General features: G+C 60.5%; 22 protein-coding genes. All 22 read right to left on the bottom strand.

Features of this window, described 5'->3' with window-relative positions; genetic code table 11:
- Positions 1–49: 49 nt before the first annotated feature.
- The 22 genes from FHR94_RS03100 to FHR94_RS02995 all read right to left on the bottom strand — a co-directional run bounded on the left by FHR94_RS03100 (position 50) and on the right by FHR94_RS02995 (position 25302).
- Positions 50–1174: a polysaccharide export protein gene (locus FHR94_RS03100; protein ID WP_183324156.1), complete on the bottom strand. Its 1125-nt coding sequence runs from the start codon at positions 1172–1174 to the stop codon at positions 50–52.
- A gap of 535 nt (positions 1175–1709) precedes the next feature.
- A complete protein-coding gene (locus FHR94_RS03095; RefSeq protein WP_183324155.1) occupies positions 1710–3251 on the bottom strand; it encodes a glycosyltransferase family 39 protein in 1542 nt (513 codons plus the stop codon).
- A 14-nt stretch (positions 3252–3265) separates the two neighbouring features.
- Complete coding sequence (locus FHR94_RS03090; RefSeq protein ID WP_183324154.1) at positions 3266–3895, bottom strand: HAD-IB family hydrolase; 630 nt, start codon at positions 3893–3895, stop codon at positions 3266–3268.
- A complete protein-coding gene (locus FHR94_RS03085; RefSeq protein WP_183324153.1) occupies positions 3892–4647 on the bottom strand; it encodes an SDR family oxidoreductase in 756 nt (251 codons plus the stop codon). Before FHR94_RS03085 ends, FHR94_RS03090 begins: the two co-directional genes overlap by 4 nt.
- A 4-nt stretch (positions 4648–4651) precedes the next feature.
- Positions 4652–5872, bottom strand: a complete 1221-nt coding sequence (locus tag FHR94_RS03080; protein WP_246389797.1) for an FAD-binding oxidoreductase — start codon at positions 5870–5872, stop codon at positions 4652–4654.
- Positions 5873–5958: 86 nt separating this feature from the next.
- Positions 5959–6921 (bottom strand): lysylphosphatidylglycerol synthase transmembrane domain-containing protein, encoded by a 963-nt coding sequence (locus tag FHR94_RS03075; RefSeq protein ID WP_183324151.1) that lies wholly within the window; start codon positions 6919–6921, stop codon positions 5959–5961.
- Positions 6918–7781, bottom strand: coding sequence for a decaprenyl-phosphate phosphoribosyltransferase (locus FHR94_RS03070; protein ID WP_221188339.1), 864 nt, complete (start codon positions 7779–7781; stop codon positions 6918–6920). The genes FHR94_RS03075 and FHR94_RS03070 overlap by 4 nt, the downstream gene beginning before the upstream one ends.
- A 220-nt stretch (positions 7782–8001) precedes the next feature.
- Positions 8002–9219 carry a right-handed parallel beta-helix repeat-containing protein gene (locus tag FHR94_RS03065; protein WP_183324150.1) on the bottom strand — a complete coding sequence of 406 codons (1218 nt, stop codon included), beginning with the start codon at positions 9217–9219 and terminating at the stop codon, positions 8002–8004.
- Positions 9220–9247: 28 nt separating this feature from the next.
- Complete coding sequence (locus FHR94_RS03060; RefSeq protein ID WP_183324149.1) at positions 9248–11059, bottom strand: ABC transporter ATP-binding protein; 1812 nt, start codon at positions 11057–11059, stop codon at positions 9248–9250.
- A 35-nt stretch (positions 11060–11094) separates the two neighbouring features.
- Positions 11095–12093, bottom strand: coding sequence for a glycosyltransferase family 2 protein (locus FHR94_RS03055; RefSeq protein WP_183324148.1), 999 nt, complete (start codon positions 12091–12093; stop codon positions 11095–11097).
- 212 nt (positions 12094–12305) lie between these two features.
- On the bottom strand, positions 12306–12854 hold the full coding sequence (rfbC, locus tag FHR94_RS03050; RefSeq protein ID WP_183324147.1) for a dTDP-4-dehydrorhamnose 3,5-epimerase: 549 nt from the start codon (positions 12852–12854) through the stop codon (positions 12306–12308).
- A gap of 37 nt (positions 12855–12891) precedes the next feature.
- Positions 12892–14205: an NAD(P)H-dependent oxidoreductase gene (locus FHR94_RS03045; protein ID WP_183324146.1), complete on the bottom strand. Its 1314-nt coding sequence runs from the start codon at positions 14203–14205 to the stop codon at positions 12892–12894.
- A gap of 114 nt (positions 14206–14319) precedes the next feature.
- Positions 14320–15096 (bottom strand): glucose-1-phosphate cytidylyltransferase, encoded by a 777-nt coding sequence (rfbF, locus tag FHR94_RS03040; protein ID WP_183324145.1) that lies wholly within the window; start codon positions 15094–15096, stop codon positions 14320–14322.
- Positions 15097–15205: 109 nt separating this feature from the next.
- Positions 15206–16249, bottom strand: a complete 1044-nt coding sequence (locus FHR94_RS03035) for an NAD-dependent epimerase/dehydratase family protein (protein WP_183324144.1) — start codon at positions 16247–16249, stop codon at positions 15206–15208.
- Positions 16250–16312: 63 nt separating this feature from the next.
- Positions 16313–18367: an acyltransferase family protein gene (locus tag FHR94_RS03030; RefSeq protein ID WP_183324143.1), complete on the bottom strand. Its 2055-nt coding sequence runs from the start codon at positions 18365–18367 to the stop codon at positions 16313–16315.
- A gap of 589 nt (positions 18368–18956) precedes the next feature.
- Positions 18957–19223, bottom strand: a complete 267-nt coding sequence (gene nqrM, locus FHR94_RS03025; RefSeq protein WP_183324142.1) for a (Na+)-NQR maturation NqrM — start codon at positions 19221–19223, stop codon at positions 18957–18959.
- Positions 19224–19319: 96 nt separating this feature from the next.
- The gene (gene nqrF / locus FHR94_RS03020) at positions 19320–20552 is read right to left on the bottom strand and encodes an NADH:ubiquinone reductase (Na(+)-transporting) subunit F (protein WP_183324141.1); all 1233 of its coding nucleotides are present in this window, start codon (positions 20550–20552) and stop codon (positions 19320–19322) included.
- A gap of 66 nt (positions 20553–20618) precedes the next feature.
- The gene (nqrE, locus tag FHR94_RS03015; protein ID WP_183324140.1) at positions 20619–21236 is read right to left on the bottom strand and encodes an NADH:ubiquinone reductase (Na(+)-transporting) subunit E; all 618 of its coding nucleotides are present in this window, start codon (positions 21234–21236) and stop codon (positions 20619–20621) included.
- A gap of 1 nt (position 21237) precedes the next feature.
- On the bottom strand, positions 21238–21906 hold the full coding sequence (locus tag FHR94_RS03010; RefSeq protein WP_183324139.1) for an NADH:ubiquinone reductase (Na(+)-transporting) subunit D: 669 nt from the start codon (positions 21904–21906) through the stop codon (positions 21238–21240).
- A 2-nt stretch (positions 21907–21908) separates the two neighbouring features.
- Positions 21909–22727 carry a Na(+)-translocating NADH-quinone reductase subunit C gene (locus FHR94_RS03005; RefSeq protein ID WP_183324138.1) on the bottom strand — a complete coding sequence of 273 codons (819 nt, stop codon included), beginning with the start codon at positions 22725–22727 and terminating at the stop codon, positions 21909–21911.
- Positions 22727–23953, bottom strand: coding sequence for an NADH:ubiquinone reductase (Na(+)-transporting) subunit B (locus tag FHR94_RS03000; RefSeq protein ID WP_183324137.1), 1227 nt, complete (start codon positions 23951–23953; stop codon positions 22727–22729). Before FHR94_RS03000 ends, FHR94_RS03005 begins: the two co-directional genes overlap by 1 nt.
- Positions 23953–25302, bottom strand: coding sequence for a Na(+)-translocating NADH-quinone reductase subunit A (locus FHR94_RS02995; RefSeq protein WP_183324136.1), 1350 nt, complete (start codon positions 25300–25302; stop codon positions 23953–23955). Before FHR94_RS02995 ends, FHR94_RS03000 begins: the two co-directional genes overlap by 1 nt.
- Positions 25303–25545: the final 243 nt, after the last annotated feature.

Below are 25545 nucleotides of genomic sequence, written 5' to 3'. Positions count from 1 at the left end.
GCGGATCGTCTTGTCATTCCAGGGTTGTCACGTCACTCGGCCTTCGTGGCTACAGGTCACCCACGTCGGTGGAGGTATCGGCGACGGTACCTGGCAGGCTGATGGAGGGCAGCAGCAGGCTGATCACGTTGTTCCAGCGTGCCAGCGGCGCGGAGGTCACATACACCACATCCTGCGGCTCGAGTGGGAAGTAGCTTCCCATGTTCAAGGCAACCGCGTTGCTGATGTCCAGCTGATAGACAGTGGCCATCTTCTCGCTACCCGTCGGCTTACCGCGGATCACGAAGATACCTGAAGGCTCTGCGCGTGACTCGACCACGCCGCCAGCACGTGCCAGGGCATCCGTGAGGCTAAGTCGCTCGACGCCGGCCGGGATATTGCCGGGGTTGCGCACCTGCCCCAAGACGGCGATGTTCTGGTTCTCGGCATCGGCGACATGCAGGACGTCGCCCGGTTTCATCAGATAATTCTGCGTCATGTCGCCATTCTTGAGCATCTCGTAGAGAGACAAGTCGATTTCGACGCCGTTTCTGGCCAGGGTCACCTCATGCCAATTGGCTTGCTCGTTGGCCCCACCCGCCTGACTGATGGCATCCAGGACGGTCAACGGCACATTGGTGATGGGCTGGGTGCCCGGGTTGGTCACGGCGCCACTCACATAGACCTTCTTCGACCGGAAGGCCGCCACGCTGACCTCGACTTGCGGATCGGCAATATAGGTCGCCAGACGACGCGTCAGGATGTCGCGGATCTGGTTCACGGTCTTGCCTTCGACGTTGATACTGCCGATATAGGGGTAGTAGATGGATCCATTGGCATGAACGATCGTGCCCGCCTCTTCGGCACTACGCTCTCCACCCGCCGGTATGGTGAGCTCGGGATGGTCATAGACGACGATATTCAGCACGTCACCCGGGCCAACGTAGTATTGGTAATCCTGGATTTCCTTCTCCAGATCAGGGGACATGCTCTTGGCGGTGACCGCTCCCATCTGTTGACGGTAGTTGGCGACCAGCCGGGGGGTAATGGAGACGATATCCACCTGCTCATCGAGTGATACGGTCTCCCGGGGCTCGTAGTCGATATGCCCTCCGGGCGCCAGGGCACAGCCAGTCAATAGCCCCAAGGGCAGGAGCGCGACTGCCAGGCAGTGAGTGCGAGCTTTCGATTTCATGTTGAGTCCCCTTTGCCTTAATGCTGTTAGGTAACCTGGAATCAAGGAGGTACCAGTGGGCCAGCTTGCTACCAGGTCATGGAATCCGGAGTGGGGTCACGCCCCGCCCGTCCGACCACGCTACCGCCCGAGAGGTTATGTCGGTGTTCCCTCAGACCGTGCCCCTTCCTGTATAACCACTTACGCTTGGTTACAAAAACCAAGTCTTGGCTACATAAGGTTACTCAGAGGACCCTGATTCTGCGTAACTGTTATTTCTCACTACCTCAGGTATTAATACACTCACACTCTGCCCCTCCGTTCCCTGTCGAGGGTAAAAGAGGCAATGCGTTGTCTTGAAAGGATTTATTCTGACTGATTGCTGATCGAGCGGGGGTGATCTCCCCCTGGCGAGCAGCCCATTACCAGCTCATAAGCAGGTACCAGACTGGGGTATTTCATATCCTGGTGACCGCTCATCTACTGCCAATGGCGCTCTTGGACAGCCGCACTGCCTGGAGGGATCTCGGCACCCAGGTAAGTGGATAGCGGGCCATCACGGCCCTGGCGCCGACGACCGTCGAACCAGCATCCTGGCCGCGGGTGCCGCCATGGGCGCTCTGTGCCTCGGGCGGTGGGTGTCACGACCTTCGACGTATACCACGGCCACACTCTCGTTGTTCTGGGGTACGAAGGCCTCCACCGCGATGCCCCGCCGGGCGATGTCGGCCAGTACGCGGTCGAGGTTATGTCCATGGTGCTGCATGAGCACATAGTAGGGGGGAGCGAGGGTGGCGACCTGGCCGATAGCGATAGGCGCCAGCGGAACCTCCTCGTTGAAATAGAAGCTCGCCACGAGATGCTGCACCTCCCTCATGCTCCCCCCACGGTCCAGGTAATAGACGGGGTCACCCGCGTCGCGCTGCTCTTCGATGAAGGCCACCGCGGCTTTGTGGTTCTGGTCGGGATGGATCTTGCGGGTGACCTCCAGCGAGGCGACCGCCAGATTGGCGATGCCTCCCAGGGCGACGAGGGCCACCACGTGTTTGACCCCTGCGCGCTTGAGACCGGAAGCGGTCAGGCCCACCAGGAGGGACACCACCGGCAACAGCACGATGAAGTTTCTCGGTGTCGAGATCGGCGAGTGGTAGTCCACCAGCGCGATCACGACAAGAAAGCCCGTCAGCAATGCAATCATCCGGCGCCACAGGCCCGGCCCCGTACCGGCCTCCCTGACTTCCGGCGCCCGCCGGGCCAGTAGCGCGGCACCACTCAGCAAGGCGACTATCAGGACGGCGGTCACGTACTCGGTGGCCGTGCCCGACAACAACCTGGCCAAGTAGTTGAGATGAGGCAGCATGCCATCGGAGAAGTGGAACAGCGTCGACTGCACGCCATTGGACTCGATCCAGAAGTTATCGCCGGACTTCTCGCCGATGCCGCCATACACAACGTGCAGGATCGGCCATATCAGGCACATCAGGCCCACGACGACCGTCTCGATCGCGCGCCGCGCATCGCCTCGGTTCTCGTACAGCGTGAACAGAAGGATCACCCCGGCATATATAAAACCGAAATAATGGGTCAGTGACAGCGCCCCGAGTAAGGCGTAATACCCCAGACGCGTCCCGGCTCGCCCACTGTGTGCCAACCGCTCCAGATAAGCGAGGCTGGCCAGGGTGGAGAGGAGCAGCATCATGGCATAGGAGCGAGCTTCCTGGGCATAGTAGGGAAACAGGATGCAGGTCGCGAAGAAGACCAGCAGCGTATACTTGGCGACCGGTGTGAGGCGCTTGCTGGCCCACCACCAGAACGCCGCCAGGGCAGATATCGCAAAGAGGAAACTCAATGCCCTGACCATTTGCTCACCGGAGCCCGCCACCTTGATCCACAGGTTCAATACCAGTTGATACAGCGGTGGATGCACATCGGGAAGCACCAGGAAGCGAAACATCGGCCCCACGCCAAGTTCGGCCGCGGCCACGGAATAGAGCTCATCCCACCAGTAGGAATAGCCATACACAACACCGGTCGCTGCCAGCATCACGCTCGACAGGATTAGGAGATACACCACCGCACGCGCATAGCCTTTTGCCATGTTTCTCTCCCCGATCACACGATAACAAACTGTCGAGCTCGGCGGCTCCACAGGAAACCATGGTCCGCCAGCGACAACAGGGGAAGATCCCCCACCGAGTCGCCATACGCATAGCTGCACTGGGGGCGGCGGCTCTCGAGCCACGCTCGTACCCTGGTTGCCTTCTCTTCGCCATAGCAGTTTCTGCCCTCGACCTTGCCCTGCACGATACCGGCCGCATCACCGGCCAACGACGAGGTGATCGACGCCGTGAACCCCTGTCCCTGAGCCCAGTGCCTCAGGTAGCTGTCCAGCGAGGCGCTGACCAGTACGCAGTCGTGTCCCTGTGACTGATGCCACCGCAATCGTGTTATGCCTTCCTTGCGAATCATCGTCGGGATGATTTCCTCACTGAAGGTCTTTCCCCAGATGGAGAGTTCCTCCAGCGTATAGCCTGTCAGATACCGCTCGAGCACGATCTGCTTGGCCACATCATTGCGCATCAGCTTTATGCAATAGCCCGCGAGCACCGGACTGAGCCTGACCAGCTTGGCATAGTAGACACGGCTGCCAACGACATGCTTCAGGAAGGGCATCAGGGTGTCGCCCCGAGTCAGGGTGCCATCGAAATCGAAGAAGGCCACGGGGGGAGATTCTTGTGTCATAGGGTCATCCGCTTGAACAAGGGCTCGGGGATATGCGTGATGACCAACATGATCCAGCGCCAGAACCCTGGCAGGTAGGTCTCTCCCCGTCCGTGGATCATGGCCTTGATGATACCCCGGGCCACGTCCTGCGGCTGCGCCCATAGCGGCCCGGAGCGGTCGAAGTCGGCCGTCATGGGAGTCGCGACGAATCCCGGCTTGAGCGTGACCACATCGACGCCATGCGCGGCCAGCCGGTTTCGAAGCCCCTGAAGGAAGATCGCGACCATGCCCTTGGCGGCGCCATAGACATAGTTGCTCTGTCGCCCCCGGTTGCCGGCGACCGACCCGATCGCGGCGATCACGCCGGCACCTTGTTGCTCGAAACGGTTGCCCAGCAGAGTCAGCAGGCTGATCACACTGAGGGCGTTGGTCTCGACCTCCCGACGCATCAGCGCCACGTCGCGCTGGCAGGCCTGCTGATCGGGCAGGGTGCCATGGGCGATGAGCACCGCATCCATGCCCCCTAGCGCCTGCTCGGCGGTCTCGATCAAGGCGTCATGCCGATCGACGTCCAGCAAGTCGGCCACGCAACCGTCGATACGCTGGTTATCTCCGGCACGGACCTTGAGATCCTGGAGCAGAGCCTGGAGCTTGTCCGGGTTACGCCCGATGCAATACAGCGAGGCCCCCTTCTCGACCAGTTGTCGAGCGGTATGCTCGGCGATGGTGGAGGTGGCCCCGATAATGACGACGCGCTTCAGTGAATTCATGATGTTACTCGTTGCCAGAAGTGACTCGCTGCCAGAAGCGTGAGGAGAAGGCGGGATCGATGAAACGACTGAAGGCTTCCCATTGCGGGAAGCCCGACTGGAAGAGCCTGGCCGGCATGCGGGCATCCTTGCCGGGATACAGGGCGCCCCCCGCCTCGCATACGATGGCATCCAGGTCATCGAGCAGGCGCAGGGTCTTGTCGCCCCGATTGGGAAAGTCCAGGGCCAGGGTGGTACCGGGGCGCGGGAAGGACAGCATGCCCACCGAAGGCTTGCGCCCGAAGGTCTTGAGCACCGCCAGAAAGGAGCCCTCACCGCGTCGGGCGACGGTGTCGAGCAGCGCCGCCGTGGCCGCCTCGGCCGCCTCGGGCGGCAGCACGCACTGGTACTGGTAGAAGCCCCGGCGTCCGTAGATGCGGTTCCAGTCCTGGATGGCGTCCAGCGGATAGAAGTACGGCACGTAGTGGCTCAGCCCGCCCTGGGGCTTGACCGGCTGTCGGTAATAGAGCGCATTGAAGACCTTGAGACTGAGCCGGTTAACCAGCGACAACGGTGGATCGATGGGCACCCGCTTGCAGCCCTCCTTGAAGGAGGGAGGGGTGGCCTGGGGTGGGGCATGCTGCCCGGCCAGCAGGATGCCGCGTCCGCGCGCCTTGCCCTTGGCCAGGCAATCGATCCAGGCCACCGTGTAGGGCCAGCGGGCCTCGGCACGACGATTGAGCGGCCAGAAGGCTTCCAGGTTGGCAAAGCGTTGCGACTCCACCCACATCCAGGGAGTCTGAATCGGCATCAGCTGTAGTTCGACCCAGCGAATCAGTCCCGTCAGGCCCAGCCCGCCGACCGTTGCTGCAAACCAGGCGTCGGCCCGGCCGGGACCGCACGTGATCACCTCACCGTCGCTGCGCAGCAGCTCCAGGGCGCGCACATGGTGACCGAAGCTACCCACGGCGTGATGGTTCTTGCCGTGTACATCATTGGCGACGGCCCCCCCGACCGTGACCTGACGTGTGCCTGGCGTGCTGGGTAAGAACCAGCCCTGCGGCACCACCAGTGCCAGGACCTCGGCCAGGGTCATCCCCGCCTCGCAGCGCAACAGGCCGGTCTGCGGATCGAAGTCGATGAAGCGATCCAGCCCGCGTGTCACCAGCAGGGTGCCATGATCATTCAGGCACACATCGCCGTAGCTACGGCCATTGCCATAAGGCAGCAGCGGTCTCGGTGCCATGCTTGGCAACGCGCATGAGCGCTGACTCAGGACCAGCACCTTCTCGGGGGCAACACGCGGCAGACGATTCCAAGACTGGGGCGCCCTCATATGGCTTCCGGCTCCCCATGACGGCTGAGGATCAGGGCCAACAGCCCCAGCATCACGGCAAACCAGAGGGTCGCCAGACGGATGAACACCGTGGCTGCGATGGCCATCGGCATGGTGAGTCCCTTGAGGACCAGGAGTGACACCATCACGGCCTCGGCCCCACCGAGCCCGCCGGGCAGGAAGCTCAACGCGCCGGCCAGCATCGACAGGGCATACACGAAGACCGCGAACGCCAGCGAGACATCGGCCCCCAGCCACACCAGAATCCAGTGAAAGGCCAGGGCTTCGGCGCCCCAAGCCACGACACTGATGACCGAGGCCACGGCCAACAGGCCGGGGCGATGGCAGCGTCGTGCGTTGCCAAGCATGTGGAGGGTATGAGCGACCATCCGCGCGCCTCTATCCTGCCGGCCACTTGCCCAATGGCCAAGACGGGTCAACAGCCTCTGGTTGGATAGGCAGAGCACGATCACGACAATCCCCGCCACGCCGGCCAGCACCAGGCCACGCGCCGGCGGATACTGGGCCAGCCCCACCAGCGTCAGCAGGACGATGGCCACCAGATCAGACAGGCGCTCGCTGATGAAGGCCGCGAAGGTCGTGGGGAATGGCACGCCGTGCTGCTTGAGCAACACGCCACGGAAGGCTTCCCCGGCCTTGCCGGGGGTGGTGGTCAGGGCAAAACCACTGAGATAGATCCGCAGGCTCGGCCGCCAGGCCACTCGATGGTCCAGCTGCGCGAGGTAGAGCTGCCAGCGCACGAAGCGCAGCCCGTAGTTGACCAGCGACATGCTCAAGGCCACCAGCGTCCCCATCACGCCGATCTGCACGAAGGCCGCCACCACATCGTCCCAACCGCCCCACAGGGAAAAGGCCAGATAGCCCGCCATGGCGGCGACGATGGACAAGACCAAGGCGCGAAGTCGCCAGCCCTCCAGATGATTCACTACGGCGGTCATGCGAGAACCCAGAAGGTGGAACCCACCCAGGCAGCGACGGTGACCAGCAGATGGTGGTCGGTGATCAGATCCCTGGCCGTATCGTTACCCTTGGCCCGATTATGCAGCAGGTAGAGGTAGCGAAAGATGCCATACACCACGAAGGGCAGGGTATAGATCAGGCCGTCGCTCCCGTGCAGGGCAATCGTCTGCGGGGAGACCGTGTAGAGGCCGTACGCCAGGACCGTGCAGGCGGCGGTCACGGCGATGAATTGCTCGAGCATGGCGGGACTGTAGTCATCCAGCACCCGGCGTGTCAGCCCACTGTGGCCATGTTCGGTAGTCTCCAGCATCAGCAGTTCGGCACGCCGTTTAGTGAAGCCCAGAAACAGCGTCACCATCAGACCACACAGCAGCAGCCAGGCCGACGGGGCAATTCCCAGACCCACGGTGCCGGCCAGGAGGCGCAGCATGAATCCCGATGCGATGAGGAAGACATCCAGGATCACCACATGCTTGAGTCGCCAGGAGTAGAGAACATTGATGAGCAAGTAGGTGACAACGAACAGGGTCGCCCAGAGGCTCACCGACAGCGCAAGCACCACACTCGCCAGGGCGAGTCCTGTCATCAACGTCCTGGCAAAGGTCAACGTCAGCTGACCATTGGGCAGCGGGCGTGTGCACTTGACAGGATGTGCCCGGTCGGCCTCGATATCCATGATATCGTTAAGGACATACACCGCACTGGCCATGCAGCAGAAGGCGAAAAAGGCCAGGCACGCCTGGAGCAGCGTGAGCGGATCCCATTGGTGGGCAAACAGTGGCCCGATAAGTACAAAGCCGTTCTTGAGGTACTGGTGAGGCCGGATCAGCTTGACCATCGAGTGTATCGGCAAGCTTCGCGGCGCAAGGAGTATCATCATCAGGCCACCAGGATGTTTCGGCTTCCACGTCTGAGAGCACATTGAAGTGTTCCAATTGAAGCGGACACCTCGATAAGCCGTATGGGACCATCGCCGGTCACTAGGACCCGCCGACGGGGAAGCCAGATAAGAGAAGGTAGAGGATGCGCGTTATAGGGTGAGGCTTATAGGGAGAAGGTTACATGCCACCAGGATCGAGATTATTGCCGATATCGATCACGCCCGTGGCCGTATTATATAAAGGCATCAAGTTATTGCCGATCATTCCGGTGACATGGTGGGATGTTCTGATGACGTTGCGACCATCACCCGAATTGCCCTGCACATCCACTTTCCTCGTCCAGAGGAGGCGCACATTTCCGCCGGATAGCATGTTGTCCTTGATCTTGACGTCATTGGTAAACTTGTTGGCATCTCCATGATAGGCATCGGTGATAGCGGTGTCGGTGGTGTCGAACTCGTTGCCCATGATCCATAGCCCCTTGGATATCTCTCCGTCCTTTTGATCATGAAACCCCCCATAGACGCAGCCCTGCTCTACCTTCCGTGCTGTATTGTAGAGCACATGCACGCCCCGATGACGATCGACCCAATAGGCATTGCGCGTGTCACGGGCGGAATTGGCAACGAGTTGCGTCTCGTAGGCCGATGCCAACCGAAAGCCATGCAGGGTCTGGCCTGAGGTGTGGTTTCCCATGATCAGCACATTCTGCGCCCCCCCTTCGCAGCCGATCCCTACCTGGCCACGCAGTGCGCGGCACTGACGGATGGTCCCGCGATGCGTCGAGTTCCAGAACGGGGCATCGATATCATTGGTGAAAGTCCCTACGCCATACCCCGTGACAAAGATCCCGTAACTCGAGGCATCCTCGACCTGGAGGCGCTCCAGCAGAAAATCCGACATCCCTTCCAGACGCAGGAGAGGTCCATTGTCGGTCGCCTGCTTGTCTGCCCCGATGACCCCGAAGTCGGAAAGGAAGACACCATGCCGGTGCAGTGACCGGTCGACGTCCAGGTGCAGGAGCACATAATCAGGTTGCTGCCAATCGGCGGGACGTGCCTCGAGGGTGGTCCGGCCCATGCCGCGCCCTCGCAGGCGGGTGCCATCGTGCAGGATGAGTTTCTTGTGGACATACCAATGGCCGGCCTCGATGAGGCCGGCCACCCCATCCGTGGCGATGCTGTCCAGGAAAGCTTGCAGCTGGCGGTGATCGGTGACCGGGTCGCCACTGGGACGAACCCCCATCTGGCTCGTGGTGACTTCGATCCCCCTTGGCGTGGGGGCGGCCCCGGACGATGCCGTCGCGGCCTGGCGATTGCTTGCCAGGAGCGTCGAGCCGGCCGTCATGCTACCGCTCAGGGCCTTCTCGTCATCGGTCAGTGAAGATAGGGACATCAGGATAGCTCGTCTGTCAAAGGGTGTATCAACTATGCTCCACCATTCGCTTGAAGATCTCGTTGCGGCCCGAGAGCTCGGCGTAGCTGCCGGCATCGATCACGCGTCCGGCCTTCATGAGATAGATGCGATTGCACTGCTTCACCGTGGCGAGGCGGTGAGCGATCATGATGATGGTCTTCTTGCCCATGAAGTCATGAATGCTATCCATGATGACCTTCTCCGTAATGCCATCCAGGGCGCTGGTGGCTTCATCGAGGATCAGCACCTCGGCATCGTGATAGAGCGCGCGGGCAATCCCGATCCGCTGGCGCTGGCCACCGGATAACTGGACCCCCCGCTCTCCTACACAGGTATCCAGACCATTGGGCATCTCGTCCAGCAGTTCGTCGAGATTCGCCATGTTCGCCGCTCGCTTGACACTCACTTCGTCGATATCCTCGGGCGCCAGACCGAAGGCGATGTTCTCCCGGATACTGGCATCGGAGAGATAGATACTCTGGGGAACGAAGCCGATGGTATTCTGCCAGGCACGCCGGTTGGTGGGTGTCAGGGGGTGATCATCGATCATGATGCGCCCGCTGGTAGGATCGATGAGCCCCAGTAATACATCGATCACCGTCGACTTTCCGGAGCCAGAGGCCCCGACAAGGCCGATCATCTGGTTGGCAGGCACCTCGAGTGATACCCCGTTCAGGGCCAGCTCACGCGTGCCTGGGTAGCTGAAGACCACGTTATCAAGCGTGATGGCCCGCCTGGGCACAAACTGCTCCTGGCCGGGTCCACTTTCCTGACGCGCCGGCATCCCGGTGGCATACTGGGAACTCGCGTGCAGGTCGTCACGCACCGATTCGAAGGACGCCAGGTTGCCACGGATGGACGAAGCACTGGAATAGACCTTCTGCAGGGCGGGCAGGATCTTGAAGCCGGCCAGCGCATAGATGGACAGCACCGGCAGGATGGTCCCCAGATTGCCCTGATGGGAAGCCAGCAGATACAGGACAAGGAAGATCACGCTCGAGAAAGCGACCAGTTCCATGGCATAACGCGGTACCTGGCTCATGGCCTGATTGGTCCCGGCCGCGGAGGCGAAGCGACGACTGGGGTCCTCGAAGCGATCGATGAAGGTCTTCTGGCGCCCCAGCAGCAGCGCGTCCTTGATCCCGCCAAACCCTTCGGCCATCAACTTGTAGCGAAGCGACTGGGTTTCCGAGATGATCCTGCCATTGGCCGCCAGGTGGCGCCTGACCGCGACGAAGAGAAGGAAATAGCAGATGACAAAAATGGATATCCCGACGAGAGCAACCACGGGGTTATAAAGAAAGACCGCCGCCCCCATCAAGGCCGACATCACGAGCTTGGCATTCATGTACATCAGCGGGCTGATGACGAAGTTCGTCATCCTGAGGGTTTCCTGCGAAATCTGCTTGGTCAGATGGCTGCTGCTGACGTTGGCATGAAACATCCAGGGCTGGTGCATGTAATAACGATACAGCCTGTTGCCGAGTTCGGCGCCGACATGGGCACCGTATACGCAGAGCCGCCAGACGGTGAACATCGAGATCACCGAAGCCAAGGCAAGCACCGCCAGCACGGCAATCCCCAGCCAGAACAGGAAGTCCGCGGGTTGCCCGATGCCACTGAGGCGGTAAAGTTCAGCGGCGACGCCCTCCCCCTCAAGGAGGCTCATATCACCCACCAGCGCCATGAACGGTCCGATGGAGGCAACACCGGCGATCTCGGCGAATGACATCAGGATGATCAGAATCTGCAGTCTAAAGAGCTTCGATCGTTGGGCGGGTGTCAACAGCAGATAGAGTTCTTTCACGCTTCTGAGCATGACCCATTTTCCTTCTTGGTTTGCTACTATGAACGTCAGGCTAGGGAATCCACATCGGTCATGGCCTTCTGCTGCGATGAGGCGCTAGGCGTGAATGTCTGGATGGAGACCAGCGAGGCGTCAACGGGATCCCCGGCCGCCTCGAGATGGGGAGCGAAATACATACTCGCCATTAGCCCCTGCATCACGACACGCGCCTTCTGGTATTGACCGCGACCCAACAATGTAAACGCCATACGCAGATAGCGAAGCAACACGGAAACCCGTCGGTGAAAGGGTCTATATTGTTTTGCCATATAGATATTGTTGCGTATGAAGTGTTTATAGTATTTGAATCGCGCCGGATTATCTTCCGACAGGATGCTGATCGAACCACTTCCCTGACGCACATGCAGCACCTGACTCGCCCCCACCAGGAAGCCAGGCGCTGTCTTGGTGATTCTTAGCGTGAACTCGGCATCTTCTCCCCAGATGAACATCGATAGGATCGGCAGCCCGGACGTTTCCAGGGTCAGACGCGGTACCAGAATCGAGACAAAGGTACCGCGGCTCACCGCGACCAGCCCATGTTCGGCCAGCAATGGCCAACTATGGTAACCTATTCGGTTCTTATGGTGGCTGACTTCGGGGGTGTTGGTCACCAGCCCCCCTTCCGTGAAGGCGGTGGAGAGCAAGTACGAATACTCGACTTCCTGTGTCTTCAATAACGCATTCGCCTCAAGCAAGCGCTGCAGGGCGGTAGGCTTGGGGATGACATCATCATCCATCATCCAGACAAAATCGGCGCCATGTTGGTACGCAAGCCGAAATCCGATATTGAATCCCCCTGCAGCACCGAGATTTTGTGACAGTCTATGGATAAGGAGATCCGGATAGGGCATGTCCTCTAGCATGTCTTGAGTACCATCGGTGCTGGCATTGTCGATGACAAACACCTGATCGCACGGCGTCGTCTGCGAATATACCGCATCGAGACATTGGCGTAACAATTCCTTCCGATTATAGGTAAGAATAACAGCGATCACTTTTGTCATATTAGCCCCCGTCCGATTCCCTGTGACGTTTCATGCACTGATATTATATGCTCGGCCCTAAGTACAAGGCCTTACCGGCGAACACATCATATGCCTCGACTAGCGATCCTACGATGAATGACAGGGACATCGTGAGTGAATGGCATAGGTACTGTGAGTGAATGGAAAAGGTACTGTGAGTGAATGGAAAAGGTACTTCTCGTCACCGTCGGTCAGAACAATCGTTCCGTACGCTCACTGATCAACGGCCAGTTGGCATCCTTCTCGGAAAGGACGGTAATGGGAGTGGGCCATGAGATATTCAGGGCCTCATCCGAATACCTCAGGCCATCCTCGGAGGCGGGATGATAGGGTGCCGACACCAGATAGCTGACTTCCACGTCATCGCTCAGCGTCAGGAAGGAATGCGCGAACCCGGGTGGCACATACAGTTGCTGCTGATTCCTGTCGGTCAGCTCGAACAACTGATGTTGCAGATAGGATGACGAGTCTTCACGGATATCGACGATGACATCGACGATGGCCCCTCTCAGGCAGCGTATCAGCTTCGCCTCGGCATAGGGACGTCGCTGATAGTGCAACCCCCGCAAGGTGCCCCGTTGTGCCGAGTAAGACATGTTTTGCTGCACGAAGTCCGAGATCAAGCCATGCCGGGCAAACTCATCGTGGCACATGGTGCGGGCGAAGTGTCCGCGAGAATCGCCGCGTGGCTCTAGCTCGATCAGCCAGGCATCGTTGAGGTTAGTCTGATGAAATTTCATTATCCTTCCCTACCATGGTTCGTAGCGACATCCCGCCTTATTGGCCAGCAAACTCGTGCTCTTGCTCGGCATACAGACGATCCACCAGTCGCCCTTCGGGGATGACAACGTCATCGAAGGTCAAGGGCGTGTCCTGGTCAACCGCTCTCGCCAGCCTGCAGTCCAGGGCCAGCCCGATGGGTAACAGGTTATCGCGACGGATCACCTCCATGTTCTCCGTGACCCCGTAGACCTCGAAACCGCCGAACTCGTGAATCTGCTCTCCCTCGGCAAGGGCTTTCTTGGCAACCGCGATCACCCCGACTCGGGGGCCGCCTGCCGGGGTGAGCACCGGGTCCTGGAAGAGAACGGCGCGGGCAACAGACGTCGGGACCTCGAAGTGGCAGAGATGGTAAGGCGTGTAAAAACAGTAGTAGGGCCCTTTCCCCAGCTTATAGAGTTCAAGGTAATGCTGCTGACGGGGATGGGCGTGTGCCCCAAGCACGAACACGCCGGGCCCGGGCCGCGCGCCCACAACATAGTCCACCAGCCCCGGACCGGCCGGATCGAGATGGGCCTCGAAGGCACTCAGGGTCTCTTCAATCGGTACCTGAGGCGCGCTAGGATCACCGCCCGAGAAATCCGGTCCCAGCATGCCGCGGCGCGCCACCTGCATCCCCGTGCCATTGGCGACGATCGCCTGCTCGAAGGATATCTTGGTCCCGTCGGCGAAGGACGCGACCATGGCAGGCTTTTGTCCCCAGCGTCTTGCAAAGCTCTCCTGGGTGGCGGGGTTGCGGTAGGGGTCATGTAATCCCTTGATATTGCCGCACAGAACGGGCGTCACGCCCAACCCCTGGACGAACCGGTAGAGGTTCATCTGGACGCCAGGCTGATCCCCGTCGGAGAAGCTGTACACGACGCCGGCACGATCGGCCTTGACCTTCAGGATCGGACCAATGGTCCCATCGAGTTCGGCATTCATCTGGATGACGTGCTTGCCGCTTTCGATGGCCGCCAGCACGGCATGGGCCGCAAACTCCACGGAGCCCGTGACCTCGATGATGGCATCCAGCCCCGCGGCGCTGGCCAACGCCACGGCATCCTCGATAACCGCAGGACGTTCAGCCGCAATCGCTGCTTCCAGATCACCCTGGGTGTCACAACGCGTGGGCTGAACCCCGACCTGGTCATAGACCCCGATGGCCGAGTCCACGTTGCGGTTGGCTACGGCACACAGGCGCATGCCGGGTGTCGCGGTCATGATCTGCAAGCCGATACCACTGCCCTGGAATCCTGCCCCGATCATGCCGACCCGTATGGGGTTGTGCTGGGCCTCTCGCTTGGCTAGCGCCGTATCCACTATGATCATCAGCTTCTCGCGAGTCTCCAGGGGATTAACAGGCACTGCTCTCACTCATGCCCGCACCCTATTCCCGCGACCTCCTTGTATTGACTCGTGTTTTATTGGTTGGATATTCCGCTATCAATCCTTCCAGACCTTCCAGGGCGGGTTATTTTCCCAGGCCTTCTCCAGCACCATCTTGTCGCGTAGCGAGTCCATGCTCTGCCAATAGCCTTGATGGTGGTAATACCCCAGCTTGCCAAGTTCCACCATCCGTTCCATGGGTTCATTTTCCCAGGTCGTCTGGTCATTATCGATCAGGTCGAAGACTTCCGGCTCACAGACAAAGAAACCACCATTGATCAGGCCACCATCGACGGCACCCTTTTCGCGGAAGGCCATCACGCGGTTGGCATCCTCGTTCAAGCGCAAGGCCCCATAGCGTCCGGGTTGGGTCACGGCGGTCAGCGTGCACCAGCGATCAGAGGCCTTGTGGGCATCGACCAGCGCATTGATGTCCACATTGCTGACGCCATCACCGTAGGTCAGGCAAAACGGGCCATCGGACAACAAATGCATGGCCTTCTTGATACGCCCGCCTGTCAGGGCATCGGCCCCGGTATCGAGGACCGTCACGGTCCAGTCCTCGTTGATGCCTTGCAGCCACTCGACCTTTCCGCTCTTGAGGTCGATGGTATAGTCGGTTCGTTTTCCCCGATAGTTCAGGAAGTAATCGCGAATCTGCTCGACCTTGTATCCCCCCAGAATGACAAAGTCCTTGAAGCCATGATGTGAATAGAGCTTCATGATATGCCACAGGATGGGCCGTCCACCCACTTCGACCATGGGTTTGGGACGAATCGATGTCTCTTCGCTCAGTCGAGTACCAAAGCCGCCTGCCAGAATTGCCACTTTCATGATCCCACCTCTTCTGGGTACGTTGTCATTAGCAACCGCTCATCATCGAGGAGGTCATCACCCAGAACGTTAAGTGACACGCTCCTGGGATGCCCCCTTCCCGTTACCGTCATTCCAGCCACTGCAAGCCTTCCGAGAGGCGTCCCGAGTCGACATGTGCTTGGAGCACCTGAAGGCGCATCAAGGGGGAGGAGCGGAATTCCGCGTCCGCAAACGCCATGCCCGTTAACCCATCGATCAATCCCTGGATCGAATCGGACAGGGTCATCAGGGGCTGATGGTCGGGCGCCAAGCGAGCAAAGAGACTGAAATCGACCTGATAGGAACGACTGTCGACCGCCGCATCGGTGTTGATGCTCACCGTGGTACCCGGCACCGCATCGGCCACGGCAGCGGCGAGGTCGCGGACCTGATGGTTACGTTCATTGGAGCCCGTATTGAGGCTGAGTATCCTGCCGCCGTTGTCGGCCCTTCGCTGGATCGCCCAGTCGATGGCCCGCGCCATGTCGCTGACATCGATCAGAGGACGCCAGGGTGAGCCATCGCTGAGGACGCTAATCTTGCCTTGACTGAGGGCACAGGCGACGAAGTCGTTGAGGACCAGATCCAGCCGCAGGCGATCCGACATGCCACAGGCCGTGGCAAACCTCAGGCTTGTGATCACCATATCGCCTTCGATGCTGGCCAAGGCATCCTCGCTGCCGATCTTGGACTTGGCGTAATCCGTCATGGGAGCTACCGGGTCATGCTCCGTGCGTGGCCCTCCCGTGGCGACGCCATAGACACTGCAGCTCGAGGCGAAGACAAAGTTCTGCACGCCGACCCTGGCCGCCTGGCGGGCAATCGACACGGTAGCTTCCTGATTGATTTCTCTCGTGACCGCGGCGAATCGGCTTCCCATCGGATCATTGGACACGGCCGCCAATTGGACCACCGCCTCATAGCCTTCAAGAAAGCGGTCGGGGATCTCGCGGACATCGCCGAAGTACTGCTGGGAAAGATAGCGCTCGGGCAGGAAGGGAGTACCGGTCAGACAGTGCGCAAAATAGGCATTGTCATAGCCATGGAGAATGGCCTCGGGATGGCGATGGGCCAGCTCACGGACGACGGCGGGTCCGACATACCCCATGTTGCCGATAATAAGTATCTTCATAACATTCCCTGAACTTTGTATGTCATTTCCATTAAAAGCCGATGTGCCGATTCAGCTGCCGGCTCAGTCATTCAACCAGCCCAGCTCGACTCGCTTGTCCTTCAACCATCCGACCTCCTTCATCTCATCGAAGATATGGTCGACCACCAGCGTAGCGCCGGCCTTGCTCAAGTGGTTGTTGTCATAATAAAGCAGCTCATCGTTCACCTGCGTTGTACACCGTCCTGTCAGATAGGTATCGCAAAACAGGGATTCAGGCTTGATCTTCAGAAGATTCTTGTGATTCTCGACCAGGTCGAGTTGTTCGTAGGCGGAGGCGACCCGCTCTTTGAAGACCTCATGACTGGTCGACAGCGGCGCGGCTCTTGCCTTGCCGTACATCATTTCCTTGGCCAGGGTAAAGGGAACATCCCATCCCACTTCAGGCACCGGATAAATAAGCACCACTTTCTTTCCATCGCTGACGAGGGTGTTGACAGTCTGCTGAATGCGCTCCCCGACGAGAGGCACGCGATTCGTCATCATCGCCGGATCGACAGTCTTTGCCTTGTCGAAAGGAACCGCATACACCGTATTATCCTCCTCGATGCCCCCTTCCCGGTTATCGAAGGTTTCCCCTTCGAACTGGAGGGGATAGCGACCCAGCATGACCACCAGCTTGACATGGTCGTTATCGACCATGTAGTTCATAGCGTCTTCATTGAAGCTTCCACACTCGGGCTCATCGCTTCGCGTATAACCCGCCACCGGCAGGCAGTTCGTATAGACAAACTGCTTCACACCCAACCCCAGGTCTTTCGCCCTTTCTGCCACCGGCCCGACCAGAGGCGTAGCCTGGCTATCGCCCCACACCACCACCTTGTCCATGTACTCGCCGTTGTACTCACAGGCTTCTTCGATGGGAATGACCCTGCCTGGCATGGACTGGCAGCCTTCCGACTGCAGGTGCCGGTCATTTCTCACATCGGCCACTTGGGCCACGGCAGCATTCAGGCGCCAGGGAATGCCTTGTGTGTAGGTGCCGTAAAGCCCGATACCAATGAAGCAGACCGTGCCGGCCAAGGCACCGGAAAAAATCGTCGCCCGACTAAAATTGCGTTTGTCGCGGAATGGCTGCTCCACGAAGCGCCAGGAGAAATAAGCCAGGATCAGGGACAGCAGACTCAGCAGCAGGAAATCGCTCTGCGAGAGAGCACCGAAGCTACGCTCCCTGGCGAATACAAAGACAGGTTGATGCCACAGGTAGGCACTGTAGCTGATCAGTCCGATGCCTACGACAGGCTTCGCAGCCAGCAACTTGCCCGCTGCATTGTCATGTCTCGCGAACAGGATCACCAGTGCAGCCCCGAGTACCGGAATCAGGGCCCACAGACTGGGGAAGGGCGTGCTTTCGTCAAAGAGGAAGATCGAGTAAAGGATCATGCCCAGGCCGAGGAAGGCCCCGCCATCATGGATTGCCCTAGGCAACTTGAGTTCGCGTTCATGGAGGCCAATCGCGATCAGCGCACCGGCCATCAACTCCCAGGCGCGTGTCGGCAGTAGATAGAAGTTGGCCGCAGGATGATTGCGTGCGCCATATTCTGCCAGGATCAAGCTGAGGAGAAAGGCCAGGAACACCATGACCAGAAGGTAGTGCCTCCTCAGCATGCCCAGTACGAGCATGACCAGGGGGAAGAACAGATAGAACTGTTCCTCAACGGCCAGGCTCCAGGTATGGAGAAAGGGTTGCATGTCGGCGGGACCGGCAAAATAGTCCACGTCCTGCCAGAAATAGATGTTGGAGACAAACAGGTTGACGGCCACCAGGCTCTCGCTGAGTTTACTGAACTCTTTCGGCAGCATCCATATCCAGGCTATGGCGAGGCACGTCAAGCTCACGAAGAAAAGGGCCGGCAGTATGCGCCTGGCCCGTCTCTCATAAAACTTGATGATCGAGAAATTCCCCTGACGAATCTCGTTATAGATGATGCCGGTGATCAGGTAGCCACTGACCACGAAGAAGATATCGACACCGACGAAACCACCACTCCAGGCGTCAAGACCGGCGTGGAACAGGATGACGGGTATCACAGCGACTGCCCGCAAGCCATCCACTTCGGGGCGATAATAGGTGCTCATCGATTTCCTCGTATTACTTTTACGGCTTCGAGGTCCCTGGATCACGTGCCTGCGCACGTGCCAAGCCATAATGTATTAACTGGAAACACGTTACCGACCGCCGGCCACCCGCCCGGATAGCCTACTGTGCGTCATGCACCCGTCGGGGTATGCGCCGTCAAGCCACGCTACCGCCCGAGAGGTTGCCGGTTTTTCCTCTCAGACCGAATGACCGATTGTGGCTTACCGTTCAGTTACAAAAGCTAAGTTTTGTCTACACAAGGTTACTCAATGGGCTCCTGCTCTGCGTAACTGTTATTTCTCAAGTGCATTAGCATTAACTGCTTCATACTTTGGCTTTATTCCGCGACTCGCTCATCCAGCGATCACGGGTCAAGAAATGTCAGCAAGGCGGGGCTCAGCGAGCTAGGAGGACAGAGACGGGAAGAATCGAGGCCCGGCAAGGGCCGGGCCTCGACGCTCAAGGCGAGCTATAACGGAAGGGGGTCGGCGGGCCCCAGGCGCCCTCTTCGGCGAGGGGCCGGGCCGCCGCTAGGGGCTGACTAGAGGCTGGGAAGAGGGACGGTAAGAAAGAGGTGGCTCTGAGGGCCTACCGCCGGGTAGCGTCATAGCCGAGGTCGGCACCGCGGCTCTCATCACTGCGACGACGGGCACTGTGCCGGGCGTCGCCAGGCTTGCGGCTCTGCTCCTCGCAGACCTCGTCCTTGCCGCCGCAGACTTCGCATCCCTGCTTGAGGCCGAGTTGGTTGAGCCCACCACAGGATCCGGCGATGGGCTTGCGCCCCATGATCACGCCGATCGCCATGGCCGCCATGATCAGCAGCATGAACGCCAGCACAACGAGAAAGGTACTCATGTGGTCTCTCCTGTCGTATTCAGGCCAATTCTGTTCCTAAAGCACAAAAGGGCCGGTCCGGTGGACCAGCCCCATTGTATCATCGACCGGGGAACGTTAGCCGCCGAAGTCATCCAGCATGATGTTCTCCGGCTCGACCCCCAGATCAAGCAGCAGCTTGATGACGGAGGCGTTCATCATGGGCGGCCCACACATGTAGTACTCGCAGTCCTCAGGCGCCGGATGCTCCTTGAGGTAGTTCTCATAGAGTACGTTGTGGATAAAGCCGGTCGGCCCGTCCCAGTTATCCTCGGGCAGCGGATCGGAGAGCGCCAGGTGCCACTCGAAGTTGGGGAACTCCTCGGCCAGTTGGTCGTACTCTTCGTTGTAGAAGGTCTCGCGCCAGGAGCGCGCGCCATACCAGAAGGAGATCTTGCGGTTGGTCTTGAGCCGCTTGAGCTGATCGAAGATGTGGCTGCGCATCGGTGCCATGCCGGCCCCACCCCCGATGAACACCATCTCGGCGTCGGTGTCCTTGGCGAAGAACTCGCCGAAGGGCCCCATCACGGTGACCTTGTCCCCGGGCTTGAGGCTGAACACATAGGTGGACATCAGGCCCGGCGGATGGCTGGTGTTGGGCGGCGGCGTGGCGATGCGGATGTTGAACTTGAGGATGCCCTTCTCGTCCGGGTAGTTCGCCATGGAGTAGGCGCGGATGACTTCCTCGTGGTTCTTGTGGGAGATATCGAACAGCCCGAACTTCTCCCAGTCGCCCCGGTACTCCTCCTCGATGTCGAAGTCGGAAAACTTGATGTCGTAGGGCGGGGCCACGAGCTGCACATAGCCACCGGCACGGAAGGCCACTTCCTCCCCCTCGGGCAGCTTGAGGTTGAGCTCCTTGATGAAGGTGGCGACGTTGGGGTTGGCGATGACCTCGCATTCCCACTGCTTGACGCCGAAGACCTCTTCCGGGACCTCGATCTTCATGTCCTGCTTCACCGGTACCTGGCAGGAGAGGCGCCAGCCCTGCTTCTTCTCGCGCAGGGTGAAGTGGGACTCCTCGGTGGGCAGGATGGCCCCACCCCCTTCCTCCACGACGCACTTGCACTGGGCACAGGAGCCACCGCCGCCGCAGGCGGAGGAGAGGAAGATGCCATTGGCCGCCAGGGTGTTCAGCAGCTTGCCGCCGGCCTGAGTGGTCAGGGTGTGCTCAGGGTCGCCGTTGACCTCGATGGTCACATCCCCGGTGCTGACGAGCCTGCTGCGGGCAGCCAGGATCACCAGAACCAGGCCGATGACGACCACGGTGAACATGACCACACCGAGCAAGATGACTGTTGTATCAACCATGTCGGTTTCCTATTGCTTGACGTTGCCTGGTCGCCGGCGGCGCACCGCGCCACCGGCGAGCCCGCCTCAGAGCTGGATGCCGGAGAAGGACATGAAGCCCAGCGACATCAGCCCCACGGTGATGAAGGTGATCCCCAGCCCCTGCAGGGAGGCCGGTACGTCGCTGTACTTGAGCTTCTCGCGGATTCCGGCCAGCGCCGTGATAGCCAGCGCCCAGCCGGTGCCGGCCCCCACGCCATAGACCACGGCCTCCCCGAAGTTGTAGTTACGCTCGACCATGAACAGCACGCCACCGAGGATGGCGCAGTTCACGGTAATCAGCGGCAGGAAGACGCCCAGGGCGTTGTAGAGCACCGGCACGTACTTGTCGAGGAACATCTCCATGATCTGCACCAGGGCGGCGATGACGCCGATATAGGAGAGCAGACCCAGGAAGGAGAGATCGATGTTCTCGGCCCCGCTGATCCCGGTCCAGGTCAGGGCGCCTTCCTGCAGCAGGAAGGTGTAGACCAGGTTGTTGACCGGCACGGTGACACCCAGCACCACGATGACCGCGATGCCCAGGCCGAAGGCCGAGGAGACCTTCTTGGACACGGCCAGGAAGGTACACATGCCGAGAAAGAACGCCAGGGCCATATTCTCGACGAAGACCGAGGCGACGAACAGGCTCAGATAGTGTTCCATGTTACACGGCCTCCTTCGGCTGGGTGTTTTCCTTCATCACGAACTCATTCTCCTCGATCTGCTCCGGGTTCAGGGCACGCAGCACCCAGATGATCAGGCCGATGATGAAGAATGCCGACGGGGGCAGCAGCAGCAGGCCATTGGGTACGTACCAGCCGCCGTCCTGCACGGGCTGCAGCACGGTGAAGCCGAACACGCTGCCGGCCCCCAGCAGTTCACGCACGAAGCCCACGACCATGAGGATGAAGCCGTAGCCGAGCCCGTTGCCGATGCCGTCCAGGAAGGCCATTCCCGGGGTGTTGGTCATGGCGAAGCCCTCGGCGCGGCCCATCACGATGCAGTTGGTGATGATCAGGCCGACGAAGACCGACAGCTGCTTGGACATCTCGTAGGCATAGGCCTTGAGGATCTGGTCCACCACGATCACCAGCGAGGCGATGATGGTCATCTGCACGATGATGCGGATGGCAGACGGGATGTGGTGGCGGATCAGCGACACGAACAGGTTCGAGAAGGCCGTGACGAAGATCACCGCCAGCGTCATCACCAGCGACACGCTCATGCTGGTGGTCACCGCCAGCGCCGAGCAGATACCGAGGATCTGCAGGGCGATGGGGTTGTTCTTGAAGATCGGCGTCGTCAGGACGCCCTTGGGGGTCGCAGCAGACATGATCAGGCTCCTTCAGTCTGGTCACTGTCGATGGAAGCGTCCTGCACCTCGTCCCGGGTGATACCGCTACGGAATCGGGCGAGATACTCGCCGAAGCCCGCCGGGCCGAGCCAGAACTGCAGCATGTTGGTGACGCCGTTGCTGGTCAGGGTCGCCCCGGAAAGCGCATCGACCTCGGTCTCCCCGCTGGCGCCTCCCTTCACCAGCTCGATCGCCGGCTGGACACTGTCCGCACTGGGATAGATCTCCTTGCCATCCCACTGGGCTTGCCAGCGCGGGTTGTTGACCTCGGCACCCAGTCCCGGGGTCTCGGCATGGGAGTAGTAGGTGATGCCCTCGATGGTGTTGCCGTCACCCTGCACGGCCAGGTAGCCACGCATCAGGCCCCACAGCCCCTGGCCGCGGATCGGCAGGATGATCTGCTCGGGATCGTCGGGGTCGCCCACCAGGTACACCGTACTGTAGTTCTCCTGACGCGACAGGCCGGCAATGTCCCGCTCGCCGGACAGGGTCCGTGACTGGGCCGGGTCCCGGGCGGCCTCGAAGGCGTTGTAGGTATCGGGATCGAACTGGTCGGCATACTCGCCGGTGCGCAGGTCGACCACCCGCGGCGTGACCTGCTGGAAGGCGGTCTCGATATCCATCCCCGGCTCGTCGAGTCCGGCCACACTGAGGATGTTTGACTTGCGGTCGAGCTCCTGGTTGCGCTGTTGCCTTTCGCGCAGGCCGACGGCGGCGGTCGAGACGATGATCGAACACACGATGCAAAGTGCGAACGCCACCGTCAGGATCTTCTTGATGGAGTTGTTGCTCTGTGCCATCAGGCAGTCTCCTCAGCCGGAACACCGGTACGCTGCAGGCGGCGCTTGATGTTGGCCTGAACAAAGAAGTGATCGATCAGCGGGGCGAACAGGTTGGCGAACAGGATCGCCAGCATGATGCCCTCCGGGAAGGCCGGATTGACGACACGGATCAGGACGGTCATGGCGCCGATCAGCGCCCCGAAGATCAGCCGGCCTGGATTGGTCATGGAGGCCGAGACCGGATCGGTAGCCATGAAGACCATGCCGAAGGCGAAGCCCCCCACCACCAGGTGCCAATACCAGGGCATGGCGAACATCGGGTTGGTGTCGGAACCGATCAGGTTGAACAGCATGCTGGTGACCACCATGCCCAGGAAAGTGCCGAGCACGATCCGCCACGAGGCGATTCCCGTCCATAGCAAGACCGCGGCACCGATGAGGATCGCCAGCGTCGACGTCTCCCCCACCGAGCCGGGCATGAAGCCGAGGAAGGCGTCCCACCAGCCGAGCTGCTCCTGCAGCACGCCCATGCCGCTCTGGTAGGCGGCAGACAGCGCGGTGGCTCCGGTATAGCCATCGGCGGCCACCCAGACCGCATCACCGGAGATCTGCGCCGGGTAGGCGAAATACAGGAAGGCGCGGCCGGTCAGGGCCGGGTTGAGGAAGTTCTTGCCGGTGCCGCCGAAGATTTCCTTGCCGATTACCACGCCGAAGGTGATACCCAGCGCCACCTGCCACAGCGGGATGGTCGCCGGCAGGATCAAGGCATAGAGCACGGAGGTGACGAAGAAGCCCTCATTGACCTCATGTCCCCGCTTGATGGCGAAGAGCACTTCCCAGAACCCCCCCACCACGAAGGTCACCAGGTAGATGGGCAGGAAGTAGGTGGCGCCGAGCACGAAGTTGGCCCAGAGGCTGTCGGCGTCATGGCCGCCGGCCAGGGTCATCAAGATCGCCTCGCGCCAACCGCCCATGGAGCCGAAGCCCTCGGCGATGGCCACATTGGCCTGCCAGCCGGCGTTCCACATGCCGAAGAACATCGCCGGGAAGGTGCAGGCCCAGACGGTGATCATGATCCGCTTGAGGTCGATGCCGTCACGCACGTGGGCGGTGGTCTTGGTCACGCTGGGCGGGGAGTAGAAGATGGTGTCCACCGCCTCGAAGAGCGGGTAGAACTTCTCGTACTTGCCGCCCTTGTGAAAGTGCGGCTCGAGATTGGCGAGTGTCTGTCGGATACCCATCATCAGGCCTCTTTCTCGATCATGGTGAGGTTGTCACGCAGGATGGGACCGTATTCGTACTTGCCGGGGCACACATAGGTGCACAGCGCCAGGTCCTCCTCATCCAGCTCCAGGCAGCCGAGCTGCATCGCCGTCTCGATGTCGCCGACGATCAGCGAGCGCAGCAGCTGGGTGGGCAGGATGTCCAGCGGCATCACTTGCTCGTACGTGCCCACCGGCACCATGGCCCGCTCGGAGCCATTCGTCGAGGTATCCGGTGCGTAGTTGCGCAACCCCTTGAGCTTCGACAGGTAGATGCCGAGCACGGAGTGACGGTTGGCGCCGGGCGACAGCCAGCCTAGCCAGACCCGCTTGTTGCCTTCCTCGAGCAGGCTGATCTGGTTATGGAAGCGGCCCAGGTAGCGCAGGCTGCCTTCGCAGGTGAAGCCGGCGAACACCGAGCCCGAGATCACCCGGGTATCCTCGGGGTCGATGACCTCGCCGGCCAGCAGCTCCTCGGTGCTGGCCCCGACGCGGGTGCGCAGCAGACGGGGTTTCTCGGCACGCGGCCCCCCCACGGCGATCACGCGCGACACATCCAGCCGGCCTTCGGCGAACAGCTTGCCAAAGGCAATGACGTCCTGATAGCCGACGTGCCAGACGCGCTTGTGCAGGGCCACGGGTGAGAGGTGATGGATATGGGTACCGACCAGGCCGGCCGGGTGCGGCCCGCCGAAGGTCTCGTGCTGGACGCCCTCGAGCCCGGCGCCGGGCACCTGGGTGCCGGGAGCGGTGCACAGGTAGACCTTACCCTCGGTCAACCGGGTGAGCACCTTGAGCCCATCCTCGAAGGCCTCGGCCTGCTCATTGATGAGCCCGGTGGGATCGGCGGACAGCGGGTGGGTGTCGATGGCGGTGACGAAGACGTCGGTCGGCGTGCTGTCGATGGCCGGGGTACGCGAGTAGGGACGAGTCCGCAGGGCGGTCCACAGCCCCGACTCGACCAGTTGATCGACCACGACCTGGCGCTCGAGGCTTTCCAGCTTGTCGCGCCCATGGGCGGTGAACGCCACCGTCTCCTCGTGGTCATCGACCTTGATGACCACCGAGAGCAGCCGGCGCTTCTCCCCGCGGTGGATCGCCACGACCTCGCCGGCCGCCGGGGCGGTGAAGCGCACGCCGTCGACCTTCTTGTCGGTGAAGAGCAGCTGGCCCAGCTTGACCTTGTCTCCTTCCCGGACCTCCATGGTCGGCTTCATGCCGACATAGTCGGTACCCAGGACGGCCACATGGCGCACCGGACGCGCATCCTCGACACGCGCCTCCGGCGCCCCCGTGATGGGGAGATCCAGGCCTTTCTTGACTTCGATCATAGTCTCGCCCAGTTGATGGATCGGATAGATGAAGGAAAGGGGTTCGAATGGATTGGAATTGAATGAATGCTACCAGTCAGGCCCGAGGCGAGCTCGAACCACCCCGAAAATCCACCGTATTATAATGAGAAGACGTGACGAAGACCACCTGACCTTAGGTCGCAAGGCGGCGGATACGGCGAGGGCCGGAGCGTCGTAGGCAGTTGAAAGGGCGTTGAAAAGACCAGCTAAAAGAAGGGGGCA

Source organism: Halomonas cerina, from assembly GCF_014192215.1.
Lineage (GTDB): Bacteria > Pseudomonadota > Gammaproteobacteria > Pseudomonadales > Halomonadaceae > Halomonas > Halomonas cerina.
The sequence above is the reverse complement of the archived record's forward strand: the minus strand, read 5'-3'. Positions and strand labels throughout refer to the sequence as shown.

Bases quoted from the DNA above. Each gene is read 5' to 3' on its own strand.
- FHR94_RS03075 (WP_183324151.1), bottom strand. From the start codon at position 6,921: ATGACCGCCGTAGTGAATCATCTGGAGGGCTGGCGACTTCGCGCCTTG.
- FHR94_RS03055 (WP_183324148.1), bottom strand. From the start codon at position 12,093: ATGACAAAAGTGATCGCTGTTATTCTTACCTATAATCGGAAGGAATTG.
- FHR94_RS03100 (WP_183324156.1), bottom strand. From the start codon at position 1,174: ATGAAATCGAAAGCTCGCACTCACTGCCTGGCAGTCGCGCTCCTGCCC.
- FHR94_RS02995 (WP_183324136.1), bottom strand. From the start codon at position 25,302: ATGATCGAAGTCAAGAAAGGCCTGGATCTCCCCATCACGGGGGCGCCG.
- FHR94_RS03085 (WP_183324153.1), bottom strand. From the start codon at position 4,647: ATGAATTCACTGAAGCGCGTCGTCATTATCGGGGCCACCTCCACCATC.
- nqrE (WP_183324140.1), bottom strand. From the start codon at position 21,236: ATGGAACACTATCTGAGCCTGTTCGTCGCCTCGGTCTTCGTCGAGAAT.
- nqrF (WP_183324141.1), bottom strand. From the start codon at position 20,552: ATGGTTGATACAACAGTCATCTTGCTCGGTGTGGTCATGTTCACCGTG.
- FHR94_RS03070 (WP_221188339.1), bottom strand. From the start codon at position 7,781: ATGGTCAAGCTGATCCGGCCTCACCAGTACCTCAAGAACGGCTTTGTA.
- rfbC (WP_183324147.1), bottom strand. From the start codon at position 12,854: ATGAAATTTCATCAGACTAACCTCAACGATGCCTGGCTGATCGAGCTA.
- FHR94_RS03060 (WP_183324149.1), bottom strand. From the start codon at position 11,059: ATGCTCAGAAGCGTGAAAGAACTCTATCTGCTGTTGACACCCGCCCAA.
- FHR94_RS03010 (WP_183324139.1), bottom strand. From the start codon at position 21,906: ATGTCTGCTGCGACCCCCAAGGGCGTCCTGACGACGCCGATCTTCAAG.
- nqrM (WP_183324142.1), bottom strand. From the start codon at position 19,223: ATGAGTACCTTTCTCGTTGTGCTGGCGTTCATGCTGCTGATCATGGCG.
- FHR94_RS03045 (WP_183324146.1), bottom strand. From the start codon at position 14,205: ATGATCATAGTGGATACGGCGCTAGCCAAGCGAGAGGCCCAGCACAAC.
- FHR94_RS03030 (WP_183324143.1), bottom strand. From the start codon at position 18,367: ATGAGCACCTATTATCGCCCCGAAGTGGATGGCTTGCGGGCAGTCGCT.
- FHR94_RS03005 (WP_183324138.1), bottom strand. From the start codon at position 22,727: ATGGCACAGAGCAACAACTCCATCAAGAAGATCCTGACGGTGGCGTTC.
- FHR94_RS03000 (WP_183324137.1), bottom strand. From the start codon at position 23,953: ATGATGGGTATCCGACAGACACTCGCCAATCTCGAGCCGCACTTTCAC.
- FHR94_RS03095 (WP_183324155.1), bottom strand. From the start codon at position 3,251: ATGGCAAAAGGCTATGCGCGTGCGGTGGTGTATCTCCTAATCCTGTCG.
- rfbF (WP_183324145.1), bottom strand. From the start codon at position 15,096: ATGAAAGTGGCAATTCTGGCAGGCGGCTTTGGTACTCGACTGAGCGAA.
- FHR94_RS03065 (WP_183324150.1), bottom strand. From the start codon at position 9,219: ATGTCCCTATCTTCACTGACCGATGACGAGAAGGCCCTGAGCGGTAGC.
- FHR94_RS03090 (WP_183324154.1), bottom strand. From the start codon at position 3,895: ATGACACAAGAATCTCCCCCCGTGGCCTTCTTCGATTTCGATGGCACC.
- FHR94_RS03080 (WP_246389797.1), bottom strand. From the start codon at position 5,872: ATGGCACCGAGACCGCTGCTGCCTTATGGCAATGGCCGTAGCTACGGC.
- FHR94_RS03035 (WP_183324144.1), bottom strand. From the start codon at position 16,249: ATGAAGATACTTATTATCGGCAACATGGGGTATGTCGGACCCGCCGTC.